This is a genomic window from Paenibacillus wuxiensis (genome assembly GCF_040195695.1).
Classification (GTDB): Bacteria; Bacillota; Bacilli; order Paenibacillales; family Paenibacillaceae; genus Paenibacillus_B; species Paenibacillus_B suaedae.
Genome location: NZ_JBEFZI010000012.1, coordinates 61477 through 83421, shown reverse-complemented (window position 1 = coordinate 83421; position 21945 = coordinate 61477). Strand labels below are relative to the sequence as shown.

The window sequence follows — 21945 nt, the reverse complement described above, 5'->3', positions numbered from 1 at the left end:
ATGATCTAAGGGTCTGTCAAGAATTATGTGTAAACATAAACTGATTTATAAAGCAACTCCCCTTAAGGGGAGAATTTCACCTTTAACGTAGATGTTGGCCAACCCGATCTGGAAAGAAGACCGAAAGTTGAAGCAGCATCTGCCCCCAATTTTGCACACGCCCTGTCCACTTGCGACGACGTCCATTGTAGAGAGATATAGCATTTTGAGCAAGGCTTCATCGGATGGAAAGATGCTCTTACCTTTTGTCACTTTACGCAGCTGTCGGTGGTAGCTTTCAATGATATTAGTTGTATAAATGAGCTTTCGTATCTCTGGGGGTACTTGAAAAAGGTCGCGAGTTCATCCCAATTATTGCGCTAGGAGCGGACAATCAAGGGATATTTCGTTCCCCATCCTTCTTCAAAGTGATCAAGTTCTAAGAGGGCAGATTCTTCTGTTACTGCTTTGTAGATAGGTTTGAGATCTGCCGTTACCTTTTTGAGATCCTTGTAAGAGACATAGCGGGTTGAATTACGAATTTGGTGGATGATGCATTTTTGAATTTCTGTTTGTGGATAACAAGCCGTAATCGCTTGAGAGAACCCCGTCAGGTTGTCCACACACGTGATAAGAATAACCTGTACGCCACGGTTTTTCAGCTCATTAAGCACATTGAGCCAGAACTTGGCCGACTCATTCTCACCAATCCACATGCCGAGAACGTCCTTATTGCCATCCAAATCGATTCCAATGACCATATACGCTGCTTTGTTTACAATGGCACCGTCTTGCTTTACCTTAAAGTGAATGGCATCCAGAAAGACAACCGCATATACGGTTTGCAGCGGACGATTCTGCCATTCCTTAATTAACGGCATGATTTTATTCGTTACATTGGAGATGAGTGTTACGTCATTTCCGTAAAGGTTTGCGAGATGATTCTGGTTGTCCCGAGTGCTGACCCCTTTCGCATAGAGAGCCACAATTTGATCCTCAATGCCCGTTACGTTTGACTGGTGTTTCTGGCTCAAATTCACTTTGCCGGCCTCTAGGGACGGATATTTCTTGATCACCATACTCACTGATGACTGTTTTACGGCTCTTACCATTTCAGGTGTTGGTTGTCGTTTTGTTCTTCACTTCATGCTTCTCATAGCCCAGATGCGTGCCCATTTCAACTTCTAGCATCTCCTGAAGGGTCTCTGCAAAAAGTTCCTTTAGCGCATTCTGTGCATCCTGTGCCGTTACCAATTTATTTTCCTTAATAACTGACGTAGTTGCTCTTTCGACCACAGTCCCATGTGCTCTCCCAACCTTTCTAGTATTTCCATTTTAATAGATTTAGGAGTTTACACAAACTATTTTACAGACTCTCCTGATGCATGATTATGATGTTATATTAAGGTGCATTGAGTTGCCCATATTATTCATTTTCTGTCATCCACTTCAATAAAAGAATTTCAGATTTAAACTTCCCTTCCAATTTGTCTTCCTCATATTTGTTAATGTAATCAAGTACTCCTTCTAACATTCCAACACCTACAACCATAGATAAATTTGATGTTGCGTCATTATTGATTAATATCCCTTTTTGCTTTTGTACTTCTAACAATCTTTCTATCATTTCTTTAAAACCTCTAAGTGAAGTTTCACTTTTATATACAATTTCTCTATTTAAATTTACTTCTACAAGTTCATTTTGATATCTTTTTATAGTCTCATTTCGATGTTGTTCTGCCATATTAGCAGCCCTTTGCATTGGCCCAAGTTGGCATTGTGTTCTCCATTTAACAAATAACTCCTTGGATATTCCAAGTTCTTTTGAACCATCCCATTGATCAAGATTTCTTTCAACTACCATCTCATGCATTACTTCTTTTATTGTCTTTCCAAATACTTTTTCAATTCGTTCCTTATGTTCCTTGTTTGTAAGGACTTTATCATCTGACATTACTTCCTCTCCTTTATATATACTCTCCGCACTGTCATATAACATTTCTTGTATTCACAAACCGAGAAGCTTAAGGTGCGCATGCGCCGAGTTCGACGGACTTGGCCCCGCAAGATTGTGAGCTGAATAAGCTTCTCCACATACCTCATCTTGCGAATCAAGGGCAACGCTCGCAACGTAGATACGGTGTTATCCGATGCTACTCTTCTTCGACTAGTCTATTACCTCATCTCTGATTCAATCATATTTATAAAACTTCTTATTATTATTGCTCTGAGTTGTTGATGAGTTATAGACATCTCATAGTGTCGTTCTTCTTTATCGTCTTTCTTAAATTCTCTTAATTTAATTGTTTCTAGATAGTTGTCATCGTTAGATTCACTAAACAACGAAGTATGAAAATCCATTCCATGTACAAACTCGTTTCTAATTGAGTAGAGAATTCTGGCAATTATATCGATACTTATCTCTGTTTGAGTCTCAAACCTGTCGTCTAAAACCGACCTTCGGAGATTTCTAAGTAATTCTTCCTTGTCATCCTGGGTCACATACTTTCGGAAAAACCTTAGAATCACACCTAATTTATCAACCTTCTCAGAATCCTTTTCTGGAAAATGAATATATTCAGTTGATTCTATAAGTGCCATCCATAAGAAAATTTGTATACTTCGATTTCCTTTCTTGTTATTCATGCAAAAATCCGAAAAAATAATTACTCTAGCTAATTTGTTTGCCAATCTTCTGGATACCAAATTCCCTTCTTCATAACATTTTTCAAGAAATGTTTTTGCTTTATCTTCACTCCCAAACCAATTTGAATAAAAGTGAATATAATCTTCATTTAGAATGGACATCAGTGAGCCTCCTTCCTTCTAGTCTTTAGTCAGTTTCGAATAACGTAAATGTCGTCATACAACAAAATCTTGACAAATACTCGGTATTCAGTAAAGTGTGACGTCCTGCAAATCGCAAAAAATACCTTCTATGATGAAGCAAAAACAAAACCAGCAGGAAGACGACATCACAGCGCCCATCATTGAAATCTTCGAGAAAAATCGGAAAGCATATGGCACAATAAAGTTTAAGGCTAAACTTCATGAACGTGGACTTATCGTATCTAGAAGACGAATTGGCCGTAGGCACATGGCCTTCTATCCTCCTACACAGTTGCCCAGTTTAAACCTCTCAAGGTTCCGGCTCCTCTAAAAAAATAGGAACCGTACTTTATTTTTTAAACCCAAGTGTATTTTTAATTCGTCTATATATTTCTGGAATATCCACTGCAAATCCGTTTCCTTCATATTTTTTTATTGTAAATGCCCCCCCTAGAATTTTTTCATTTTTCTCTTCTTTAGACCCAATATAGGAACGTTGCAAAATAGCCGAATCTATGAGTTCCCGCTGCTGTGAGATCATATTCTGTTGATTTCGTATGGTTATTTCATTAGCTTGAGTTATTGCTCTAGCGAGTAATAACTGACTGTTAAGATGCTGAACGTTAGCTATTAATTGCTGCACATTGGGTTCAACAACTAATGGGTTATACTGAACATTTGTTAGGCTTACTGGTAATTGTAAGTATATATCTAACGCATCACGGATTTGTTCCAATGCTATTTCAGATGAAATGGGGGTAATTGAAAAGAGCACCTTTCCCGCATCATTTTGTATGCTAGTTGTTGCCTCAATACCGATTTCTTTTAGGAATTGCATAAAGTATACTAAATATTGTTCACATGGTACCCTTACCTCTTCTGGAAAATCAAAAATGCTGATTACTGAATTATCACTCCTAGTGTAGAGGAGAACATATGCTTTATCATATATCTCCCTTATGTATGGAACATATTCGTTAAAAACATCACTTATAGTTAATGAATGATCAAATTGGGTACATCTGATATGACATCCATTACTTACAACTTCATCGTCTTCTTGTACCCATTCAATACCAATAGAATTATAATCAGAAACTACTTGTTCCATCACTTGAGCTAATTCTAATATGCTATATGGCTGTTTCCACACTTCAAAATCCCATTCAAGTTTAAAAATGAAATTTACTAAATTACTATTTTTATAATCTCTTTCAACAATAACATCTTCAATTAAATTCCAGAACTCTAATGGATAATATAAAGACAATTTTCTAATGTCTTTGGAGATTGAGTTGAATGTATTTTTCATTAATATTTCAGATAAGTTACTATCAATTACAGAAACCCAATAGTTACTATTACCATAGATCCTGAAATCAGCAGTATTGATCGCTGTTCCATTATTCCATAATTCTTTTACTCCTTTTTCATCATCTTTCTTCTTAACTTCGATCATTTTATACCCTCCTATCTTTCAAAATTTTCACACACCGTCTTTCGTATTCACAAATCCGAGAGGTTTAAAGGAGCGCCACGATTAGATTCTACATACTGCCTCGCAGGAGTGGTTGAGAGCTAATTCCGATTCTATGCCATCCCTCTTCTTGCGATCCAAGGGTAGCCCACAGCGTAGATATTTTGTTTGGCGATGTACGGACGCTTCTCAGAAATAATCTAGGAGTTCTTGAAGCATTCTAAACCTTGCACGTTGTTTCTCTGTTTATTTTTTGAGAACTAATTGTAAAACTCGAAGAATAAAATGTTTGAGATTATCGTAAGCTTCGTGATGGGGGATGCATCTTCGCATGTTCAAGATTCTTCCGATTACGAACGACTGCTTCTTTTTTGTTTCAACATTTTTTCAATCCTTTGATACATCTTTTCTGATATGGTACTATATATGTAATAAAGACCAAGTGCGCTAACACTTGGTCCATACAATTGGCTTGGATGGATAATCCCTTCTTAGTCATTCATGAATGGAAACCCACCTTTGGCGTGCAACCTTGGGGTGGGTTTTTACTTTCTCTTGTTGTTATGATTAATGTATGTTAAAAGAGCAAGAATGAATGTTCCAAAGAGGAGCATGATCGTTATTGCGTCTTTTACTTCCATGGCTTCACCTCCTTTCGAAGGGAAACCACGCCCACCCAAGATTCAATTGTAGTTATATTTTACCTTTTTCCACATCCGCGTACAAGTGTTCTTATATTGATTTTGAACTTACAGTTTGAACATGGTTTTAATACAATTCGCATACCTTCCAAATAACGTTCCTGTATTTCACGACACGAGCCGGCCTTAGATAGCTCTCATCTTAGGCTGGCTCGTCTGTCGTCTAACCTTCATCCATTATTATACATCTGGCAACCAAAGAGCGAAAGCCCCCAGCGTGAATACTCTGTTATAGGATCTCTGCGGCATCATACAATCACTTCAAATTAACGCTCTTCTGAATGTAATATCTGATCGTTTATAAACGCTTTAATAAAAAATAGTTCATTTTCGCTTGGTTGCCTCTTATTTTCTTCCCTAAAAGCCTCTAATGATCCCTCTAATGAAGTTGAATTTGTGGCTTTACTGGCCAATGTTAGCTCTTTCCAGAACAAATCCATTTCTTCGATATCGCAAATCGATTCATGACCAACTATGAAATGACTCGCGTCGAATTTCTGAATATCTTCAATCATTGGCTCTAAATTAGACTTTTTATAGTGAAATAAAGAATTTTTGGTTGTACTATAAATACTATCTCCAAGGAAAATTGCTTTTTCATCGGGAACGTAAACGACTGTTGAATCATCAGTATGAGTGCTTCTGATTCTCTCAATAACACAAATCTTATTTCCTAAGTCAAGAACAAGAGACCCATCAAAAACAATATCCGAAGATTTTAACTTGAACACATCCCTATTTGGCACTTCATTCTTGATAATCTCCACACACTGCGAAGTCATCTTCTTAGCATCTACATATTCTTGTAGAGAGTGATCGTCAAAAGAATAGTTTCGCCACGTATTCAATAATTGATCGGTAAGACTATTCACAATAATCGTTGCATTATACTCATTCATCCCCAAAAAGTGATCCCAATGTGCATGTGTGATTACCAAATACTTAACCGGAGGTACGTTTAATTTCTCGATTTCATTTAAAAAATCCCTAGCATGCTGAACAGAATTTCCTGCATCGATGACTAGACTATATTTGTCTCCACAAACCAACCCTAATGTCGGTCTTTCTATTTCATTTTGGTTAGATAAATAATAAATGGAATCACTTAATTTATTTAGCATACAATATCCCCTCTTTTAAGAACTTTCGTTTCTCACGAGTCTCTTCATCACAATTTTTCATTGGTACCACCCCTCACCAATTTAGTTATATTTTACAATTATAGCATTGCACAAATGATATAGAAGGTAATAAACAATTATAACTAAACAGTACGTAAGCTTAATAAAATAAGCAGGCTGCGGTAGCCTGCTCAACAAGATGTGTTATAAAATTATTGTTGCTTTACCTTATCAACCGAAAAAGAAATCAAGAACATTCGAGCCAGCCGAAGATTTTTTATTGTAAAATTCGGAATACCCGCAATTTGTACAGTACACGACTATAAATTGATTGTGCTGAATATCGAACATTTTGGATAACCCTGTGCCAGTCATTGCTACTTCTTTCGTCCTTGCGTCTTTGCTTCCGCATTTGATGCATCCTTTTTCACTCATACATCTGTCACTCCCCAACATGTTATGTTTCTTCGTACGTTTCCAAAGCATATAAGGTTGCGAAAAAACAGAAAAAAGCTCCCGTCATGAGAGCTTTCCGTTCCATTCACCGGAGGCGGGAGTACAATGAACGTCCGAGGAGAAGGCCTCCAATAGCAAAAACAATTGATACCCAGGTTCCATTCTCACTCGTAGCTAAATACGATGGAAATGAAATATTTATCGTGACTTTCAGAGCAACAAACACGATGAGTGTTCCAACTATCCAAAGTTTCATCTTGCCTGATCCCATTTGCCCTCGTTTATTGAGAAATAGTACCCATGACACTACAACCCCTTTATGAAATTTGTAATAAACCACACCTGCCAGCTATTAATAAATCTTCTTCAACAGCTCAATAACTTCATCTAGGGTAAGGCCAAAGGATTTGTAGTATGAAGTGTCGTTAACCATTTGCTTCAAAACCATTTCGTTGCGTATTTTCTGTATTTCGTCGGATGTGAATTCGGCTACGAAACACCCTTTACCTGTTACTGTATTTATCAAACCACTTCGTTCGAGTTCTTCCCAAGCTTTCTTTACGGTAATGACACTAACACGAAGCTCCAGGGCTGCTTGTCGAATTGGTGGCAAACAATAACCGCTCTCTAATTCGCCTTTCAAAATTTGGGCGCTGATTTGTTCGAAAAGCTGCTGATAAATCGGCTTTTCAGATGTGTTCGAAATAGATACGTTCATTGGATCTCCACTTTTAGGAACCGTCTAACCGCAATTTGATAAGCAATCATAGTGAATGCAATAAATATCACGATTCCTGCAATCAAGATGGAAATTTGAAGCATCATATTGCCAGCACCGGCCCCATTGAAAATGTCATACAAATAAGGACTCTCGATTCCCACCCATTGGGCAACACCGGCAAAAACCATTGCAGCTGTTATAGATATAAACTGCGCCGTACCATATTTATACGCCGTCTTATAAAACATAGGGAACAAGAAAATGTTATAGATCGCAAGCATAACAAAGTTTAGTCCCCAGAAACCCATGTACGGCGCGAAGAAGTGGTACGTCACATTCGGGTATAGGTGAGCCGTGAACAAACTGTAGATCATGGCAATCACAAGATGCAGTAATTCCAAGATAACAAAAACGGACACCCTTGCCTTCACCATGTCTTTCTTGGTCACAGGCATCATCGCGGTAAAGAGTAAATCGTTCGCGCCTCTAAATTGGGCGAACAAATTCGGTGCCGATACCCAGAAAAAATACATAACCACAAGAAAATACAGCCAACCCGGAATGAGCATCAAGGCGCCCATCACAAAAGGAAACACAAAAAACATCGGATTTACGCCTAACTTCAAATCTTTCATCAATAAGTTAAACATACGCATCCTCCTTTTTCGCGAAATAAATCATGATTTCCTCAAGACTCGGCGTAGCTGCTTTAATATCGGATGATGGATCGAAGTCTTTGGAGTGGATCAATCCTGTGAAGCCGAATGAATTTATTTTGTAGGAAATTAACTTTTCCTTCACTTGGTTTAGCTGGCTTTCGTCACCACTCAACAGACGGTAAGACGCAACAAATTCATCTTTCTCAGAACTGCTGATAATTTGTCCATTTTCGATAAAGGTAATGAAATCCGCACATTTTTCTAAATCTGATGTGATGTGAGTGGAAAATAGAATGCTGATTTCGCCATCTACTACGAGCTCTTGAAAAATATCGAGAAGATCGTCTCTTGCTACCGGATCGAGTCCACTTGTTGGTTCATCGAGGATGAGGAGCTTCGCACCATGAGATAAGGCAAGGGCCAAACTGTACTTTACTTTCATTCCCGTTGACAATTCGACGATTTTCTTGTTCTCATCCAATTTGAATCTTCTCAGATAGTTGTAATAGGTTTCATCATCCCAATTCGTATAGAATTTCTTAATCACATCGGTCAACTTCTTCATTTTGCTTCGCGTATAGAAATCGATGCCGCCGAATGCGAATCCGATCTCCTGCTTCAATCCCAGTTCGTGCTCGGCCATGTCCCTACCCAGAATGTGTACCTCGCCGCTGTCAATTTGAATCATATTCAGGATCGATTTTATTGTGGTTGTTTTACCTGCGCCATTGGCACCGATAAATCCCATAATATAACCCTTTTCCAATTGAAACGACACATCTTTTAACTGAAAATTTTGAAACTTCTTGTTTACGTTTCGAATTTCTAATGCCAGCATAAGGGACCTCCTCATCAAATTGTGCATGTCGTGTATGCACAATATAACACAGGAAATTTCTAGAAGTCAATTACTTCATGGCCTATTTTCCGGAATTTATTTCAAGCAATTTTTCAACTATCCTGAGAATCCCTCCCCACATACAAAAAAGCCTGCAATATTAATTGCAGACTCCTTAACTCTAGTAGATTCAGTTCAATGTGAAACAATCAATCACTTGATCTTTAGAGGCATGGTAAACTAAGGGATTATTCTGTATGGATCTTAGACAATTGGACTTCGAGGTTTCCTCATTTTAAACTTTTTTAATTGCTGCTTTACTTTTACTATTATATATAAGATAACAGAGATACAAATATTGTTTAGTAATAATATATAAGGTAGTAAATAATCGTTTTGTATTACATCTTGTTGATTCAAAATAAGATAAAAACCATGTACATAAGGTAGATAAAAAAACCATATAATTTCCGGCCCAAAAAAACTCGGACTTTGATTATTGATTTCATTCACGTATATCAAAAATAGTAAAAGCCAAAACAAGATACCCATGATTGATATAAATGAGACAGAGATAATGTTTTGTATATTGCGCTCTGATACTTTAATGAATATTCCCACAACCAAATAACTTACCCATCCAATCATATCAACCCATAAAGTATTTGATAAAAATTGATCATTTAAGTAAAGGAACGAAACCCAAAATCCAAATGAGAAAAATAAATGCAATCCCAATGAGATTAGGATATTTTTCTCTGTTTGTTCATCGATCTTAATATTCACTACCATCATCCTCTTATTTGATTATCCATTGTTTCATCCGATCTTTTATAGTACTAGCAATCTCTTCATCTCTTTTATTAATCCAATCATATAATGGACCTTCAATAAATCCCTGCATTTCGTTTCGAGTTTTTTCGAGACTGTCTATAAGTTCTTTATATGAATATTGTATGGACTTGTTAACATGACTATCAATTGTTTCCGGAGCATCGGGCCAGACGTGTACTTGATCATTAATGTATGTAATACCTGGGGCAGGATCATGCCCCATCCACGGACTTTGTTTATTTATAATCGTATCAATCACACCAGAGAAATCTTCTAAACCACAGCAACAGCTCGGTAAAATATACTTGTTCTCATCTTCAAAGAAAGCAATTCCACCTGATAGTACAACTCCTTCTTGCTCCAATAATTCATTAAAAGATAAAAGAAATGATTGTTCTACATTGATATGATTATAACCAAACAGAAGAATCAGAAATAATTCAACATCCCGCTCATTCGATTCAGAAGATAAACAGATAAACTCTTCTCGAGTAATTTCATTAGCAATCCATTCAGGTTTATCATAATATGGTCCAGTTATTACTGCTTTAGTGTAAGGCATCATTGATTCCCCTTACTTCTATTTTCTAACGTTATTGTATCTACGAAACCAAGAAGCTTAAAGCACGCACTCGCAAGGGCCGTCAGACATTAGCCTTGCAGGGTTATCTGAAGAATCCTCACCCGAATATTCTTCATGCAAACCAAGGAGCGTAGATGCTGTGTTATAAGATGTCATCGCCCTCTTCGAGATTCATACATTTGACCTTGCACGATCAATATCCGTTATTCTGTAACTGGAATACAATTGATTTTAGTTCATTTAAGTCATCTATAACGATATCAGCCTGAGCAAGTTCATCTTCTTGTGCAAAATCAAAATTACATCCGATTGCAACCAAACCATTATCCTTGGCTGCATTTATATCCGATATTCGATCTCCTACTACTGCACCATGAGTAATGCCATACTTATCTATAATCGTCTTCACCAAATCTGATTTATTCAATGAATCTATTCGCTGGATACTACATGTTTCAGTTACCCAGTTATCCAAATTATAAAAATCTACAATCGCAGCTAAATACGCTGTTAAGCCATTACTTGCTATGTAAATTGAACAATTATTCTCTGTTAAAAAGCTGAAAACTTCTTTTACATTAGGATATAAATCCCCTTTTCCACTTCTTATATTCTCAATTAATCTCTCTAAAAAATAGGCATCCGTTTGTTCTCTTTCTTCTATGGAATGATTGGGTAATAAAGTTTCCCATACTTTGGGTAGTGGAGCACCCATAATTTCACGATATGTATCTATAGGCGTTTCTTTATCCCATTTATTTCGTGACTTCAGATGATTAAAGGTATCTTCGAGTGAACTTTCTAAAATCTTATCGGTTTGAAAAAGTGTGCCATCCATATCAAAGATGAATGCTTGAATCATTGACTTCTACTCCTTTTCTTGTCCCTAGAACAAATATTTTTTCCCAAATTGCCATCTCAAAATTTCTCCTCTCAACTAACAACTTCTTACAAACCAAGTGCAGTCCGCAGCCTAGATACGTTGTTAAAACTGAAGTCATTGACTTCTCGAAATAACTAAATAAATTATAGATTTAATTTGCGAAGTACTTTATTCAGAGTGTTAATCTTATTCTTATGCTTTATAATTTCTTTTCGATACCTTGACCCGTACTTCTTTTTAGTTTCTAATGATACTTTATCAATTATTTGTTCGAGTAAAATGTAAGACTGTATACTAGCTTCTAGCTTATCTTCTAGTATAACCTCGAATAATACATCAACATGTTTTTCGTAATTCAATGGCTCTAATGCATATAAAAGTGTTCCTCTACTACCTTCTGTATTTGGATCTTTCAGTAATTTTATTATTGGTACCACTACTTCTTGACATCTCAGATCCGACAAAGATATATTCACCTTATCTTTATAAATTTATCGTTCTTGTACCTACTAACCTGAGAATTCATTGCCTACCTCATATTGCTTACCGATGCCGTAGATACGGTGTTATGTGGAGTCCTTGTCACTCACTTCATCCTCGAATTAGGATAGGAGAGTATTAATTACTTACTTGATTATTTAATATGGTACCATCAGGGTTTAATACATATTGCCATACTTCATTATTTTCTCCTATGTAAAAATATGAAAACATAATAGCTTGTTTTTCCTTCAAAATAATAAATAGTTGATATTCTATATCTCCTTTTTTGATAGCATCATGTTCAACCTTATTCAAATCAGGCTTATACTTATATTCTGGTTTTGTTCTATCGTAGAGCCAAACATTACTATTATCTACATGATCACTTATAGGTTCTTGTCCGAATGCCTCCTGCATCTCAACCTCGGTCATTCCAATCTTTGCTGTCTTCTTGAAGTATTCAAGATCAATCGTTTGATTTGATTTATGATTTGAAGAACACCCTGAAATTATGATAGTAATCAAAATAAATGCGAGAAATAAGGCTGAGCACTTTTGACTCATTTTGTTTCACCTCTTTTGGTTTTTTCAGCCGACCCAGGAACAATGTCAAGACTTCTTTCTCTTAGGCGCGGTTATGTGAAGCGATAAAGAATGATAAATGCCGAACCCAAGAAGGTTATTGGGATAAATGAAGGTATTCGTGAATCCCGCTTTCGGAACGGCTTAGCGTGATTCATTGCGGAAGTCTTCGTGTAAAGCGAAATGGAACGTACCGTGAACGCCAACGATACTGCAAGGATTGCGGTAAAGCTTTAACGATATTAGCGGAACCCCTCTCTCTGGCAACACAATCCAGAGAAGTGGATGCGGTATTTTTTGCTGATGGTTGAAAACAGAGGGAAGTCATTGCCCAAAATTGCAGTTGAACTAGATATACACGTTTTCTACTGCATTTTATTGGAGACATAAGATTCTAAATGCCTTACGTTCATTAGGTCACACAACATTGCAAGGCATTGTGGAATGTGACAATGGCAAGAAGGGGAGGCATTGAACATCGAAATCCTCGTAAGAGAGGTGGTAAAGCTCAAAAACGTAAGATTAGTGATGAACAAGTGTCAGTCATGGTGGCACTTGTTCGCAATGGTTCAATTTTTTCAAAGATAGTTGGACGTGTGTCAGAAACCTAATTTCACTACGGTTCGGTCATTTAAAACGACTTGACTGATGATGCCTCTTTAAAAGTCATAAAAGATGAAGGGGTTAATTCTTCGCTCTCAATTACAATTGCAGTTAATCCATTTGTCGTTTTTGTTTCGTGCCATTCATCCTTCTCCCAAAAAACAGCATCTCCAGCTTCAACTTTAAAATATTCATTTTTCTCGCCTCTAACATACCCTTCACCAGCCATAATAAGGAGGATTTGAGGCACAACTGCTTGGTGATAGCCCATAATACCTTTTTCTTCCAAATGCATACACCCAATGTGAGCAGCCTTTTCAGTTTGAATAATCCGGGACATAATAAAGTCGGAATTGAATTTTGAAATTCTCTTGCCAATCTCTTTATCGAATCTATAAAATTCCATTGTTTTCCCCCTATACTATAGTCGCACTAATTTTACCATGGAAAAAGTAAGTATCCTACAATTACATGATATTTAACAACAATCTTTTAGAAAACAGCGTTTTCTTATTATCCTTTTCATTTCCTCACTTAAAATTTCCAGTTGCTTTTGCCATTATTAATTGAACTTCTATGATGGTTTTGAAATTGCACAGATTTCATCTAACGTCCTTGTATCTCACGACAAGGCCCAGCCCTTAGATAGCTCCTATCTTAGACTGGGTCGTGTGTTCATTAATATAAGGCATTTACATACTCTTTCCATTCCATATACAAATCTTCAATAGATTTATTTAATATGTTTTCAATCTCATCAGGTTCTCTGATTATTGTATTGAACTTGTCTTTTCCATACTTCTCATAAATGAATTGTACGATTAGACCAGAGAAATAATATGCCTGCCCACCCGCCTCATCAAAATACGTGCGACTCTCTAAAAATTCGCTTATATCAGGGACAGATATATGGACATATCTTGCATTTTTCATTTCGGCTTCCAATTGTTTTGAGACATAGTACGCTGTCCCTTCGTCCAACCACTTCATATTCCCGATCTCTTGATTAATTTGTTGAATAATCGCATGAACATATTCATGGATGATTTGAAATGTGTACTCATTGCGAACATCGATTCTACTTAAGTCATTTGGTGTATAGACCTTAATTATCTTATCTCTAGCATCATATGTTCCTTCAGTGTCTCGACCTATCATCTGGCGAAACTGGTCTTTATCCGTATAAATATGAATAATTGCTTTTTCAAAGGGTGAGACTTGGAACATATCAGTAATCCGTTTATATTGATTTTCGAACTCACTTGATATTATTTCCACCATGGCATTAATATCCTGTTCTGTTTTTCGAACGTAAATCATAGCATGCTCAGTTTCTTTAGCAAGCGCTAGTTCCTTAGGATAAGTAATTGTTTGCGATGAACAAGAACTTATGAGCATAACCATTAGTGCCATTATAATGATCTTTTTCATATTTCGTCCCCCCTCTAGATATCAAGTTATTTTGTTTCGGTCTTCGGTTTCGCTGACTTCCTATATCGTTTATGTAAGGCATTTAGGCCGTAGCATAGATACAATGATAGCTGATGTCATGTGCTTTCATCGAGCTACCCATTCAAGATCTTTCAAGTTGCTTTAAATAATAAATGATCCCGGCTCGATCTACATTTGAAAATTGTAATGGGTTGCTATTGATTAAATCTGATAGCTCCTTTATGGTAATCCATTTAATATCTGTCGTTTCATCCCCGCTCTTTACTATCTCTCCTTCAGCTTTACATCTAAAATAATACCCTACTGAATCAATTGGCCCTCTTATTGTTTGATATGCTCCAAAGGGTTTTATACATTCAACTTCAAATTCTGGATCTATTCCGGTCGTATCAATTCTTGTGTCTTCTCCCTCAATTTCTGTTACCTCCAGCCCGGTCTCTTCCCTTACTTCTCTTCTCAATGCTTGTATTAATGATTCATATGGTTCAATTCGTCCTCCAGGTAATTCAGTCTTTAATGGTTCGTTGGGTTTATTTCTTGTCTGAATTATAATTTGTCTTTCATTATTAAAGTCTCTTTCAATTATGGCTCTGGAGTTAACAAAGAACATATAATCAGTCCCTTCCAACAATTTGTATTTAAATAAAGAAAGAGAGAATTTCTTCTCTCCTTCCTTACTTAGTAAGATAACTAAGCCTTATTAAATTGGTTCAATTTTACAACAAATTCACGTAATTTGTAACCACGAATCGGATTCACTGGTCAAACTTGTATTTACTTAAGAGGATCGGAATCTTTCTCCGAAATCCTTTACCTTGCTTCTTCCACCAGTTTAGATGTTTTTCTGTGACGCTGACGAACGGCGATCCATCAATCTCATTGTCGATTCCCTATCAAGGCTTCCGTACATCCGGAAGTCTTCTTTTTACGATAATTCCATACAACCCTCCTCTTACATCAATCATCATAATTCAGTAAACTATTTTCATTATTTTCGGATATTTTGAAAATAATTTTCTAAAAGCGTTTACAAAGTATTTTTTATTTGTTAGCCTATAGGCATCAAGAGAACTAATCTTACGAGTAAAGGAGCGAAGCATATATGAATCAGTATGACGTAGTTGTAATGGGCGGCGGCATCGCCGGTGCTATGGCAGCCATCGCCGCATCCAAGACCGGGGCGAAGACGCTTATTATCGAGTCTCATGGTTTTCTTGGCGGCACACTGACCGCTAACGGCGTCGGCCCGATGATGACTTTCCATGCCGGCGAGAAGCAGGTCATTCAGGGCTTCACCGGGGATCTGATCGAGCGGCTGAAGCGGTTGGGCAAATCCCCGGGACATATTTTCGACACGGTCGGATTTACCTATTCTGTTACCCCGTTTGACGCCGAAGCGATGAAGCATGAGCTGGAGCTGATGGTCACGGAAGCATCCGGCGATATTTTGTACCATACGATGCTAGCAGGCGTTTATATGGAAAATGGCCGCATCACGGGCATACAGGTCTGCAATAAATCCGGGCTCAGCGACATCCATGCCTCTGTCTTCATCGACGCTACGGGTGATGGCGACCTCTCTGCCCTTGCCGGGGTCGAATACTCCAAAGGACGCGAATCCGACGGAGCAACGCAGCCGATGACCCTGAAAATGAAAATGTACAACGTCGATATCCCAAGGGTCAAGGAATATATTCACAGTCATCCGGAAGACTTCCCACTGTATAACGGGGATACCTCCATTATTGAGAAGTCCCCACGTCTGTCGGTTGGCGGCTTTGACAGCCTGTTCAAAATAGCCAAGGAGCGGGGTGAAATCTCCATTCCGCGAGAAAATATTTTATTCTTTGAGACTAATAACCCGGGCGAGGTCATCCTCAATACAACGCGGATTATCGGCTATGACGCCACCGACGCGCACAGCCTCAGTCAGGCTGAAATAGAAGGTCGCAAGCAGTGCCGTGAATTGGAGTTGTTCGTCCGCAAATACATACCGGGATTCGAGCATGCGGTTGTCGAGTCCACCGGACCAAGCATCGGTGTTCGCGGCTCGCGTCAAATCAAAGGCATCTATACGCTGACGGCCGAGGATATATTGCAGCAGCGCCTGTTCGACGATACGATCGCCCATTCTGGTTATCCGATCGACATCCATAGCCCGGACGGCGAGGGCACCAAGCATCAGAAACTCGACTGGGGCGGCGTATATAGCATTCCTTATTCCTGCATGATTACCGCCTCCGTACCTAACCTGATCGTCATCGGCCGCTGCATCTCGGCAACTTTTGAAGCGCAAGCGGCGATGAGAACCACTCCGACGACCGGAGCCATCGGTCATGGCGGCGGGATTGCCGCTGCACTCGCGGCGCTAGAGGGCAAGAACGTACAAGACATCGACATCAAGAAAGTGCAGACGATTCTCAAAGATCAAGGGGCTTATCTGGAAATTTAGTTCAACTTCTTTCACCCATTTGGAGAGGGGAAATTCAGATGACAACTACAATGTGGTTCCAAGCAATCGGTATTCTGCTCGTATTTCTGGTGTTTGTAGGGCTGATGATGACGCGAAAACTCCCAACCATTCTGGCGCTTCCGTGCATGGCGATTCTGTTCGCCATTATCGCAGGCGTACCTCTGTTATCAAGTGATCCAGAGACTGCAACAATCGCCAAGACGATTCTGGCCGGGGGCTCGATGAAGCTATCTGGCGCCATTGCTGGACTCATCTTCGGTGCCTGGTTCGGCCAAATTCTGAACAAAGTCGGCATCACCAAATCCATTATTCGCAAGGCGGCCGAGTTGGCCGGAGATAAACCTGTACTTATAGCTATTCTATTTTTCATTACCGCATCCATTATTTTTTCGGCTGCAGGAGGACTGGGCATGGTCATCCTCGTCGGCACGATCGTCATTCCGATTATGCTGACGGCAGGAATTTCCCAATTCGTCGCTTCCATCGTTGTTCTCCTTGCCGTTGGCGTCGGATCCCTGTTCAACGTGTCCAACTGGGCTGTATATGTCGATGTACTCGGTCTTTCCGTTGACCAAATCGCCAACTACACATTGGTTGTGGCTTCCCCATTGATCCTCATTGCCCTGGCCATGATCGTGTTCTATATCCGGAAAGATGGCAAAGGCCGCAAAGCTTGGACAATGCCAGCTGCAACACCTGGCGGCGGTGACAAAAAGGTGCCTGCGATTGCCCTGATTAGCCCGCTCGTACCGGTACTGCTCGTCTTTATCTTCAAGATCGATATCGTTCCAGCCGTCATTGCCGGTGCGATCGTCACGATCCTGCTCACCTGGCCAAAGCGTCCAGTCCATATCCTCTCCAGTGCCCTAGTGGAAGGAATTCAGGACGTTGCTGGCGCAATGGGACTCATGATCGGTATCGGCATTCTGCTCAGTTCCGTTATGTCGCCGCAAGTATCGGCGGTCATCTCGCCGCTGATCGAGTCCGTGCTGCCGAATACCCCACTAATGTTTATCCTGTTCTTCACGATTCTGTCGCCGCTGGCTATCTACCGCGGACCGCTGAACGTATGGGGCCTTGGCAGCGGCATCGCCGCCCTGTTCGTATCCGCAGGTATGACTCCGGTAGCTGCAATGCTTGCCCTGCGTGCTGTCAGCAACGTGCAATCCGTCTCCGACCCTACGAACTCGCATAACGTATGGGTAGCTGACTTCACGAAGAGCGACATTAATGAGATTCTGAAAAAGACACTGCCATGGACAATGGTATCCGTCTTGATCGCCGTCATCATTGGATCATTTATGGTGTTTTAAGCTTCAAAATAATTACCTTTACAGATAAAACCGGGTACAAGGACCCTGCGAAGAACCCCTTCACAGGGCTTGAGCAGAAGGTCCTTGACCCGCCAACTGGAGGAGAACATGATGGGGAGAACGAAAGTAAGGGTCGGCATTGACGTCGGCGGTACGTTTACCGATGCGGCACTGATCGATAATGAAACATTTGAAGTCATTGAGAAAATGAAAATTCCTACCACCCACCATGACACGGACGGCGTGGCCAAAGGGATTGTACAAATACTGAAGCGAATTCTGGACAGCAGAGGAATCCAGCCCGAAGACGTTACCTTCATCGCCCACGGAACAACACAGGCTACCAACGCCCTGCTCGAAGGAGACGTAGCGCGTATCGGCATCATCGGTATGGGCTCGGGCATCGACGGACTTAGCGCCCGCTCCGAGTCCAATCCGGGCGATATCGAGCTGGCTCCGGGCAAATTCCTGCACACGTTTCATACGTATCTAGATTCCAAGAGCATGACAGATGAGCAGATCAACCGTGCCATCGACGAGTTGGCGGCCCAGGGCGCCGAGGTGATCGTCGCCACCGAAGCGTATAGCGTAGATGATCCAACCAATGAGCTGCGTGTCGTCGATCTTGCCAACCGCAAGGGTCTCTACGCTACGGGCGGACATGAGATCAGCCAGCTCTACGGTTTGAAGACACGGACAAGAACAGCTGTCATTAACGCCTCCCTCATTCCGAAAATGATGGAGACCGCCAATATGACCGAAAAGTCCGTCAAGGATGCCAACATCCAGTCCCAACTCATGATTATGCGCTGCGATGGCGGTGTCATGAGCATTGACGAGGTGCGCAAGCGCCCGATTCTAACGATGCTATCCGGTCTTGCCGCAGGTGTTGCCGGGGCGTTGATGTACGAGAAGATTTCCGACGGAATCTTCTTCGAGGTCGGCGGAACCAGTGTCGACATCTCCGTGATCAAGAACGGCAAGGTGATGATCAAGAATGCTGAGGTCGGCGGCCACCGCACCTACCTGCAATCCTTAGATGTGCGCACGCTCGGCATCGCGGGCGGCAGCATGATCAAGGTGGCAGGTGCAAGAATTACCGATGTCGGGCCGCGCAGTGCGCATATCGCCGGTAAAGAGTACGAAGCCTTCACCCCGACAGAGAACATCGTCAATCCGAAGGTGAAATTCATTAGCCCCCGCGAGGGCGACCCTGCCGAATACGTCATCTGCGAATGCGCCGGAGGCAAAGAATTCTCGTATACACTAGCCGGAGCGGCCAACATTCTGAATTATATTCCCGAGGGCGATTATGCCAGAGGAAACAAGGAAGCATCGCTGAAATCATGGAAAGCGCTGGCCGATCATGTTGGACTAAGCGTAGAGGAAGCCGCTAGACAGGTTATGAATATTGCCATCGATAAGACGATGAAGACCGTAAACGAGATGATCGAGGACTATGAGCTCGACCGCAGCTTCGTCACGCTGGTTGGCGGCGGCGGCAGCGGTGCGGTGCTCGTCCCGGCAATGGCGGAGCGTGAAGGCTTCAAATCGCAAATCGCCAACAATGCGCCCTATGTCTCCACCATCGGCGTAGCGCTGGCTATGGTCAAAGAACAGCTTGAGCGGACGGTCGTCAATCCGACCGAAGAGGATATCAAGCGCATTCGCGCCGACATCATCGAGCGTATCGTACAGTCCGGTGCTTCCGAGGAGACAGTCGAAGTCAGCATCGAGATCGACAGCCTGAAGAATATTCTCCGTGCCATGGCGACTGGCTCCACCGAACTGCGCTCCAAGGATCTGACACAGGAGGCAATGTCGGTGGAAGATATGAGGGCCGTTGCTGCCAGCTCCATCGACCAGCCGCTAGAGTCGACGACACTCGCAGCACAGACCGGGCGATGGAGCCTATTCGTCAGCGAGAACGTGAAGAAATCTTTTTTTGGCTTGTTCAAAAAGAAATCCAGCTCTGTCAGCGTTCTTGACCGTGAAGGCGTCGTCCGCTTCAAGAAGAGCAATGTGCACTATACGAAGCTGAGCAAATCCGCGCCGGAAGCGCTAAGCTCATTCCTGGACGATAACACCATTTATTCCGATGCCAATGCCACGATACCGAAGGTGTTCGTCTTTTATAAGGAGAAGATGCTGGACTTAACCGGCATGCAGACCAAAGAGCAGCTGCTGTCCATCCTTGAAATTGAAACCGAGATGCTCGCAACAGAGGATGAATTGCTGGTTGTGGCTTATCAGTAATAGGAACCCGTCTTGTATTTCTAATGAAACTGCAGAGCGTTAAGGAGGCGTCCGAATGCCGGTTCAACCCCTTTTGCCGAACTCACTGTCCGGTCTGACCGATGAAGTCTTAGGTTGTATGGAGCTGCGCCAGGATCCATTGTTTCATAAAATACCGCCAGAGAAGATTCCGTATTACGTTCGTGAGTCACTTCAGGCCGGACGCTTGGCGGCTGCGACATACAAAGGCCTCGGCATTCGCGGCATGTGCAGGGATGCCGGACTTCGTTATGAGATCACGGAGGCTTCTGGCAAATTTCATAACGTCTCCTTCCGCGCACAGATCGATTTCTCCAAGACAACGCCGGAAATTATTCTGTACACCTCCTCGCTCAAGGGAATGCGGACGGTATGCCAAAAGATCCTAGGCGAAAGGTTATGTGGCAGCGCAGCGGATCTCGACCTTCTAGTCGATATTCATCTGGCTCATGAGTTCTATCACTGGCTGGAGTATCGGGAGAAGATTTTTACGAATGAAAAACTTGAGCGGATTGAAGTTTTTAAGTTAGGGCCATATACGAGGAAATCAAGCGTAGTGCAGTGCTGTGAGCTTGCTGCGCATGCCTTCTGCAAAGAGCTGCTGGGACTTCCCTTCCTCCCCAATTTGCTGGACTATGCCTATTTAATCGGGGAGCAACAGCTTGCGAAGGGAGATTTTATGGAACAGATCGAAACTTGCAAATTATGGATAGGGCGAACTCTCAATACCTCACTCAGTATGATATAATGGGAAAAGCTATTGCCAGACACGCACCGGAGTAGTCATTTCCAGCGTTAGATCAGGAGGAGGTATCATGTCTTCACAGGTTCCGGCCGTTATCGCCAAAATCGTATCCCAATCGCAAAAATTAACATATGGTGAGAATCAGATCGCCAATTTCGTCATACACAATCCGGATTTTATTACGCGCAACACGATTACGGCCATTGCCAATGAAATCGGCGTATCGGAGACAAGTATCAACCGCTTCTGTAAAAAAGTCGGATTCAAGGGCTTCAACGACTTCAAAATCGCCTTCGCCCAAGACGCCTTCTATCGGGATATGCAGGCTAAGAAAAAAGAGAGACGAGAAATCAATCCGATCGATGCGCTTGCACTCGATTATAATGAACTGATTGTCAATACATCAGCGCTTGTCACCGAGGAACAGCTCCGCCAAGTGGTAGACATTCTGAAGGGAGCACGGCGCATCTATATTATCGGCATGTTCGATTCTTATCTGGCCGCTATCGCCTTGAAGAATCGCTTGTCCATCATCGGCATCATGGCCGAAGCGATCAATGACAGCCGCGCCATGAAAATCGCCGCCGCACAATGCAGCAAAGAGGACGCTGTTGTGGCATTCTCCCGCTCCGGCTCGACGAAGGAAATCGTGGAGACGGTTGCGATCGCACAAGTGCACCAGGTCAAGACGGTTGCGATCACCTGTTACGATTCGTCACCCATTACGGAGAATGCGGACTTGAACATCATCGTGCCGGATAAGATATCGGTCAATAACAGCGCTCTCATGTCCAACCACATCACGTTCCTGTTCGTCGTCGATTTGATCATGAGCATCTTCATTTCATCGGACAGGGCTTACCTGAAGAAGAAGCTTGACAGTGAGGCCGTTCTGGCCAGCGATCAGGCGATGACCAACTATTATTTATGAACATTACA

The 21945-nt window shown here is 41.4% G+C and carries 22 protein-coding genes and 2 pseudogenes; 7 read left to right on the top strand and 17 right to left on the bottom strand.

The window, feature by feature from the left end:
* Positions 1 to 82: 82 nt before the first annotated feature.
* From ABN764_RS24585 to ABN764_RS24575, 3 genes and pseudogenes are all read right to left on the bottom strand, one after another.
* Positions 83 to 1283: pseudogene (locus tag ABN764_RS24585) on the bottom strand (IS256 family transposase).
* A gap of 122 nt (positions 1284 to 1405) precedes the next feature.
* Complete coding sequence (locus ABN764_RS24580; RefSeq protein ID WP_446673385.1) at positions 1406 to 1933, bottom strand: hypothetical protein; 528 nt, start codon at positions 1931 to 1933, stop codon at positions 1406 to 1408.
* Between the two features lie 221 nt (positions 1934 to 2154).
* Complete coding sequence (locus ABN764_RS24575; protein ID WP_446673384.1) at positions 2155 to 2787, bottom strand: hypothetical protein; 633 nt, start codon at positions 2785 to 2787, stop codon at positions 2155 to 2157.
* 130 nt (positions 2788 to 2917) lie between these two features.
* On the opposite strand from ABN764_RS24575, the gene ABN764_RS24570 reads away from it, so the two are divergent.
* Positions 2918 to 3139: an IS3 family transposase gene (locus ABN764_RS24570; RefSeq protein WP_446673383.1), complete on the top strand. Its 222-nt coding sequence runs from the start codon at positions 2918 to 2920 to the stop codon at positions 3137 to 3139.
* An 18-nt stretch (positions 3140 to 3157) separates the two neighbouring features.
* On the opposite strand, the gene ABN764_RS24565 is transcribed toward ABN764_RS24570, so the two are convergent.
* From ABN764_RS24565 to ABN764_RS24515, 11 genes are all read right to left on the bottom strand, one after another.
* Positions 3158 to 4267: a hypothetical protein gene (locus tag ABN764_RS24565; protein WP_446673382.1), complete on the bottom strand. Its 1110-nt coding sequence runs from the start codon at positions 4265 to 4267 to the stop codon at positions 3158 to 3160.
* A gap of 563 nt (positions 4268 to 4830) precedes the next feature.
* Positions 4831 to 4926, bottom strand: coding sequence for a competence inhibitor ComI (gene comI, locus ABN764_RS24560; RefSeq protein WP_021255831.1), 96 nt, complete (start codon positions 4924 to 4926; stop codon positions 4831 to 4833).
* A 326-nt stretch (positions 4927 to 5252) separates the two neighbouring features.
* On the bottom strand, positions 5253 to 6107 hold the full coding sequence (locus tag ABN764_RS24555) for an MBL fold metallo-hydrolase (RefSeq protein WP_446673381.1): 855 nt from the start codon (positions 6105 to 6107) through the stop codon (positions 5253 to 5255).
* A 231-nt stretch (positions 6108 to 6338) separates the two neighbouring features.
* On the bottom strand, positions 6339 to 6542 hold the full coding sequence (locus tag ABN764_RS24550) for a zinc ribbon domain-containing protein (RefSeq protein WP_446673380.1): 204 nt from the start codon (positions 6540 to 6542) through the stop codon (positions 6339 to 6341).
* A 373-nt stretch (positions 6543 to 6915) separates the two neighbouring features.
* Positions 6916 to 7281, bottom strand: coding sequence for a GntR family transcriptional regulator (locus ABN764_RS24545; RefSeq protein ID WP_021255816.1), 366 nt, complete (start codon positions 7279 to 7281; stop codon positions 6916 to 6918).
* Complete coding sequence (locus ABN764_RS24540; protein ID WP_446673379.1) at positions 7278 to 7934, bottom strand: ABC-2 transporter permease; 657 nt, start codon at positions 7932 to 7934, stop codon at positions 7278 to 7280. The genes ABN764_RS24545 and ABN764_RS24540 overlap by 4 nt, the downstream gene beginning before the upstream one ends.
* Positions 7927 to 8781, bottom strand: a complete 855-nt coding sequence (locus tag ABN764_RS24535; RefSeq protein WP_446673378.1) for an ABC transporter ATP-binding protein — start codon at positions 8779 to 8781, stop codon at positions 7927 to 7929. Before ABN764_RS24535 ends, ABN764_RS24540 begins: the two co-directional genes overlap by 8 nt.
* Before the next feature lie 264 nt (positions 8782 to 9045).
* The gene (locus tag ABN764_RS24530) at positions 9046 to 9567 is read right to left on the bottom strand and encodes a hypothetical protein (protein ID WP_446673377.1); all 522 of its coding nucleotides are present in this window, start codon (positions 9565 to 9567) and stop codon (positions 9046 to 9048) included.
* Between the two features lie 13 nt (positions 9568 to 9580).
* A complete protein-coding gene (locus ABN764_RS24525) occupies positions 9581 to 10180 on the bottom strand; it encodes a hypothetical protein (RefSeq protein WP_315745034.1) in 600 nt (199 codons plus the stop codon).
* A 211-nt stretch (positions 10181 to 10391) separates the two neighbouring features.
* On the bottom strand, positions 10392 to 11060 hold the full coding sequence (locus ABN764_RS24520) for an HAD family hydrolase (protein ID WP_446673376.1): 669 nt from the start codon (positions 11058 to 11060) through the stop codon (positions 10392 to 10394).
* Positions 11061 to 11699: 639 nt separating this feature from the next.
* A complete protein-coding gene (locus ABN764_RS24515; protein ID WP_446673375.1) occupies positions 11700 to 12128 on the bottom strand; it encodes a hypothetical protein in 429 nt (142 codons plus the stop codon).
* A gap of 102 nt (positions 12129 to 12230) precedes the next feature.
* Between ABN764_RS24515 and ABN764_RS24510 the strand changes: the two are divergent.
* A pseudogene (locus tag ABN764_RS24510) lies at positions 12231 to 12742 on the top strand (transposase-like zinc-binding domain-containing protein); the annotation flags it as partial.
* A gap of 35 nt (positions 12743 to 12777) precedes the next feature.
* On the opposite strand, the gene ABN764_RS24505 reads toward ABN764_RS24510, so the two are convergent.
* The 3 genes from ABN764_RS24505 to ABN764_RS24495 all read right to left on the bottom strand — a co-directional run bounded on the left by ABN764_RS24505 (position 12778) and on the right by ABN764_RS24495 (position 14811).
* The gene (locus tag ABN764_RS24505; protein ID WP_315745040.1) at positions 12778 to 13155 is read right to left on the bottom strand and encodes a cupin; all 378 of its coding nucleotides are present in this window, start codon (positions 13153 to 13155) and stop codon (positions 12778 to 12780) included.
* A gap of 272 nt (positions 13156 to 13427) precedes the next feature.
* On the bottom strand, positions 13428 to 14180 hold the full coding sequence (locus ABN764_RS24500) for a gluzincin family metallopeptidase (protein ID WP_174809735.1): 753 nt from the start codon (positions 14178 to 14180) through the stop codon (positions 13428 to 13430).
* A gap of 142 nt (positions 14181 to 14322) precedes the next feature.
* A complete protein-coding gene (locus ABN764_RS24495; RefSeq protein ID WP_446673374.1) occupies positions 14323 to 14811 on the bottom strand; it encodes an NUDIX hydrolase in 489 nt (162 codons plus the stop codon).
* Positions 14812 to 15303: 492 nt separating this feature from the next.
* Between ABN764_RS24495 and ABN764_RS24490 the strand changes: the two genes are divergently transcribed.
* The 5 genes from ABN764_RS24490 to ABN764_RS24470 all read left to right on the top strand — a co-directional run bounded on the left by ABN764_RS24490 (position 15304) and on the right by ABN764_RS24470 (position 21937).
* Positions 15304 to 16653 (top strand): FAD-dependent oxidoreductase, encoded by a 1350-nt coding sequence (locus ABN764_RS24490; RefSeq protein ID WP_446673373.1) that lies wholly within the window; start codon positions 15304 to 15306, stop codon positions 16651 to 16653.
* A 38-nt stretch (positions 16654 to 16691) separates the two neighbouring features.
* Positions 16692 to 17987: a citrate transporter gene (locus ABN764_RS24485; protein WP_315745048.1), complete on the top strand. Its 1296-nt coding sequence runs from the start codon at positions 16692 to 16694 to the stop codon at positions 17985 to 17987.
* A 108-nt stretch (positions 17988 to 18095) separates the two neighbouring features.
* A complete protein-coding gene (locus tag ABN764_RS24480; RefSeq protein ID WP_446673372.1) occupies positions 18096 to 20243 on the top strand; it encodes a hydantoinase/oxoprolinase family protein in 2148 nt (715 codons plus the stop codon).
* Between the two features lie 55 nt (positions 20244 to 20298).
* The gene (locus ABN764_RS24475; protein WP_446673371.1) at positions 20299 to 21009 is read left to right on the top strand and encodes a hypothetical protein; all 711 of its coding nucleotides are present in this window, start codon (positions 20299 to 20301) and stop codon (positions 21007 to 21009) included.
* 67 nt (positions 21010 to 21076) lie between these two features.
* On the top strand, positions 21077 to 21937 hold the full coding sequence (locus ABN764_RS24470; RefSeq protein ID WP_446673370.1) for a MurR/RpiR family transcriptional regulator: 861 nt from the start codon (positions 21077 to 21079) through the stop codon (positions 21935 to 21937).
* The last annotated feature ends 8 nt before the right edge of the window (positions 21938 to 21945 follow it).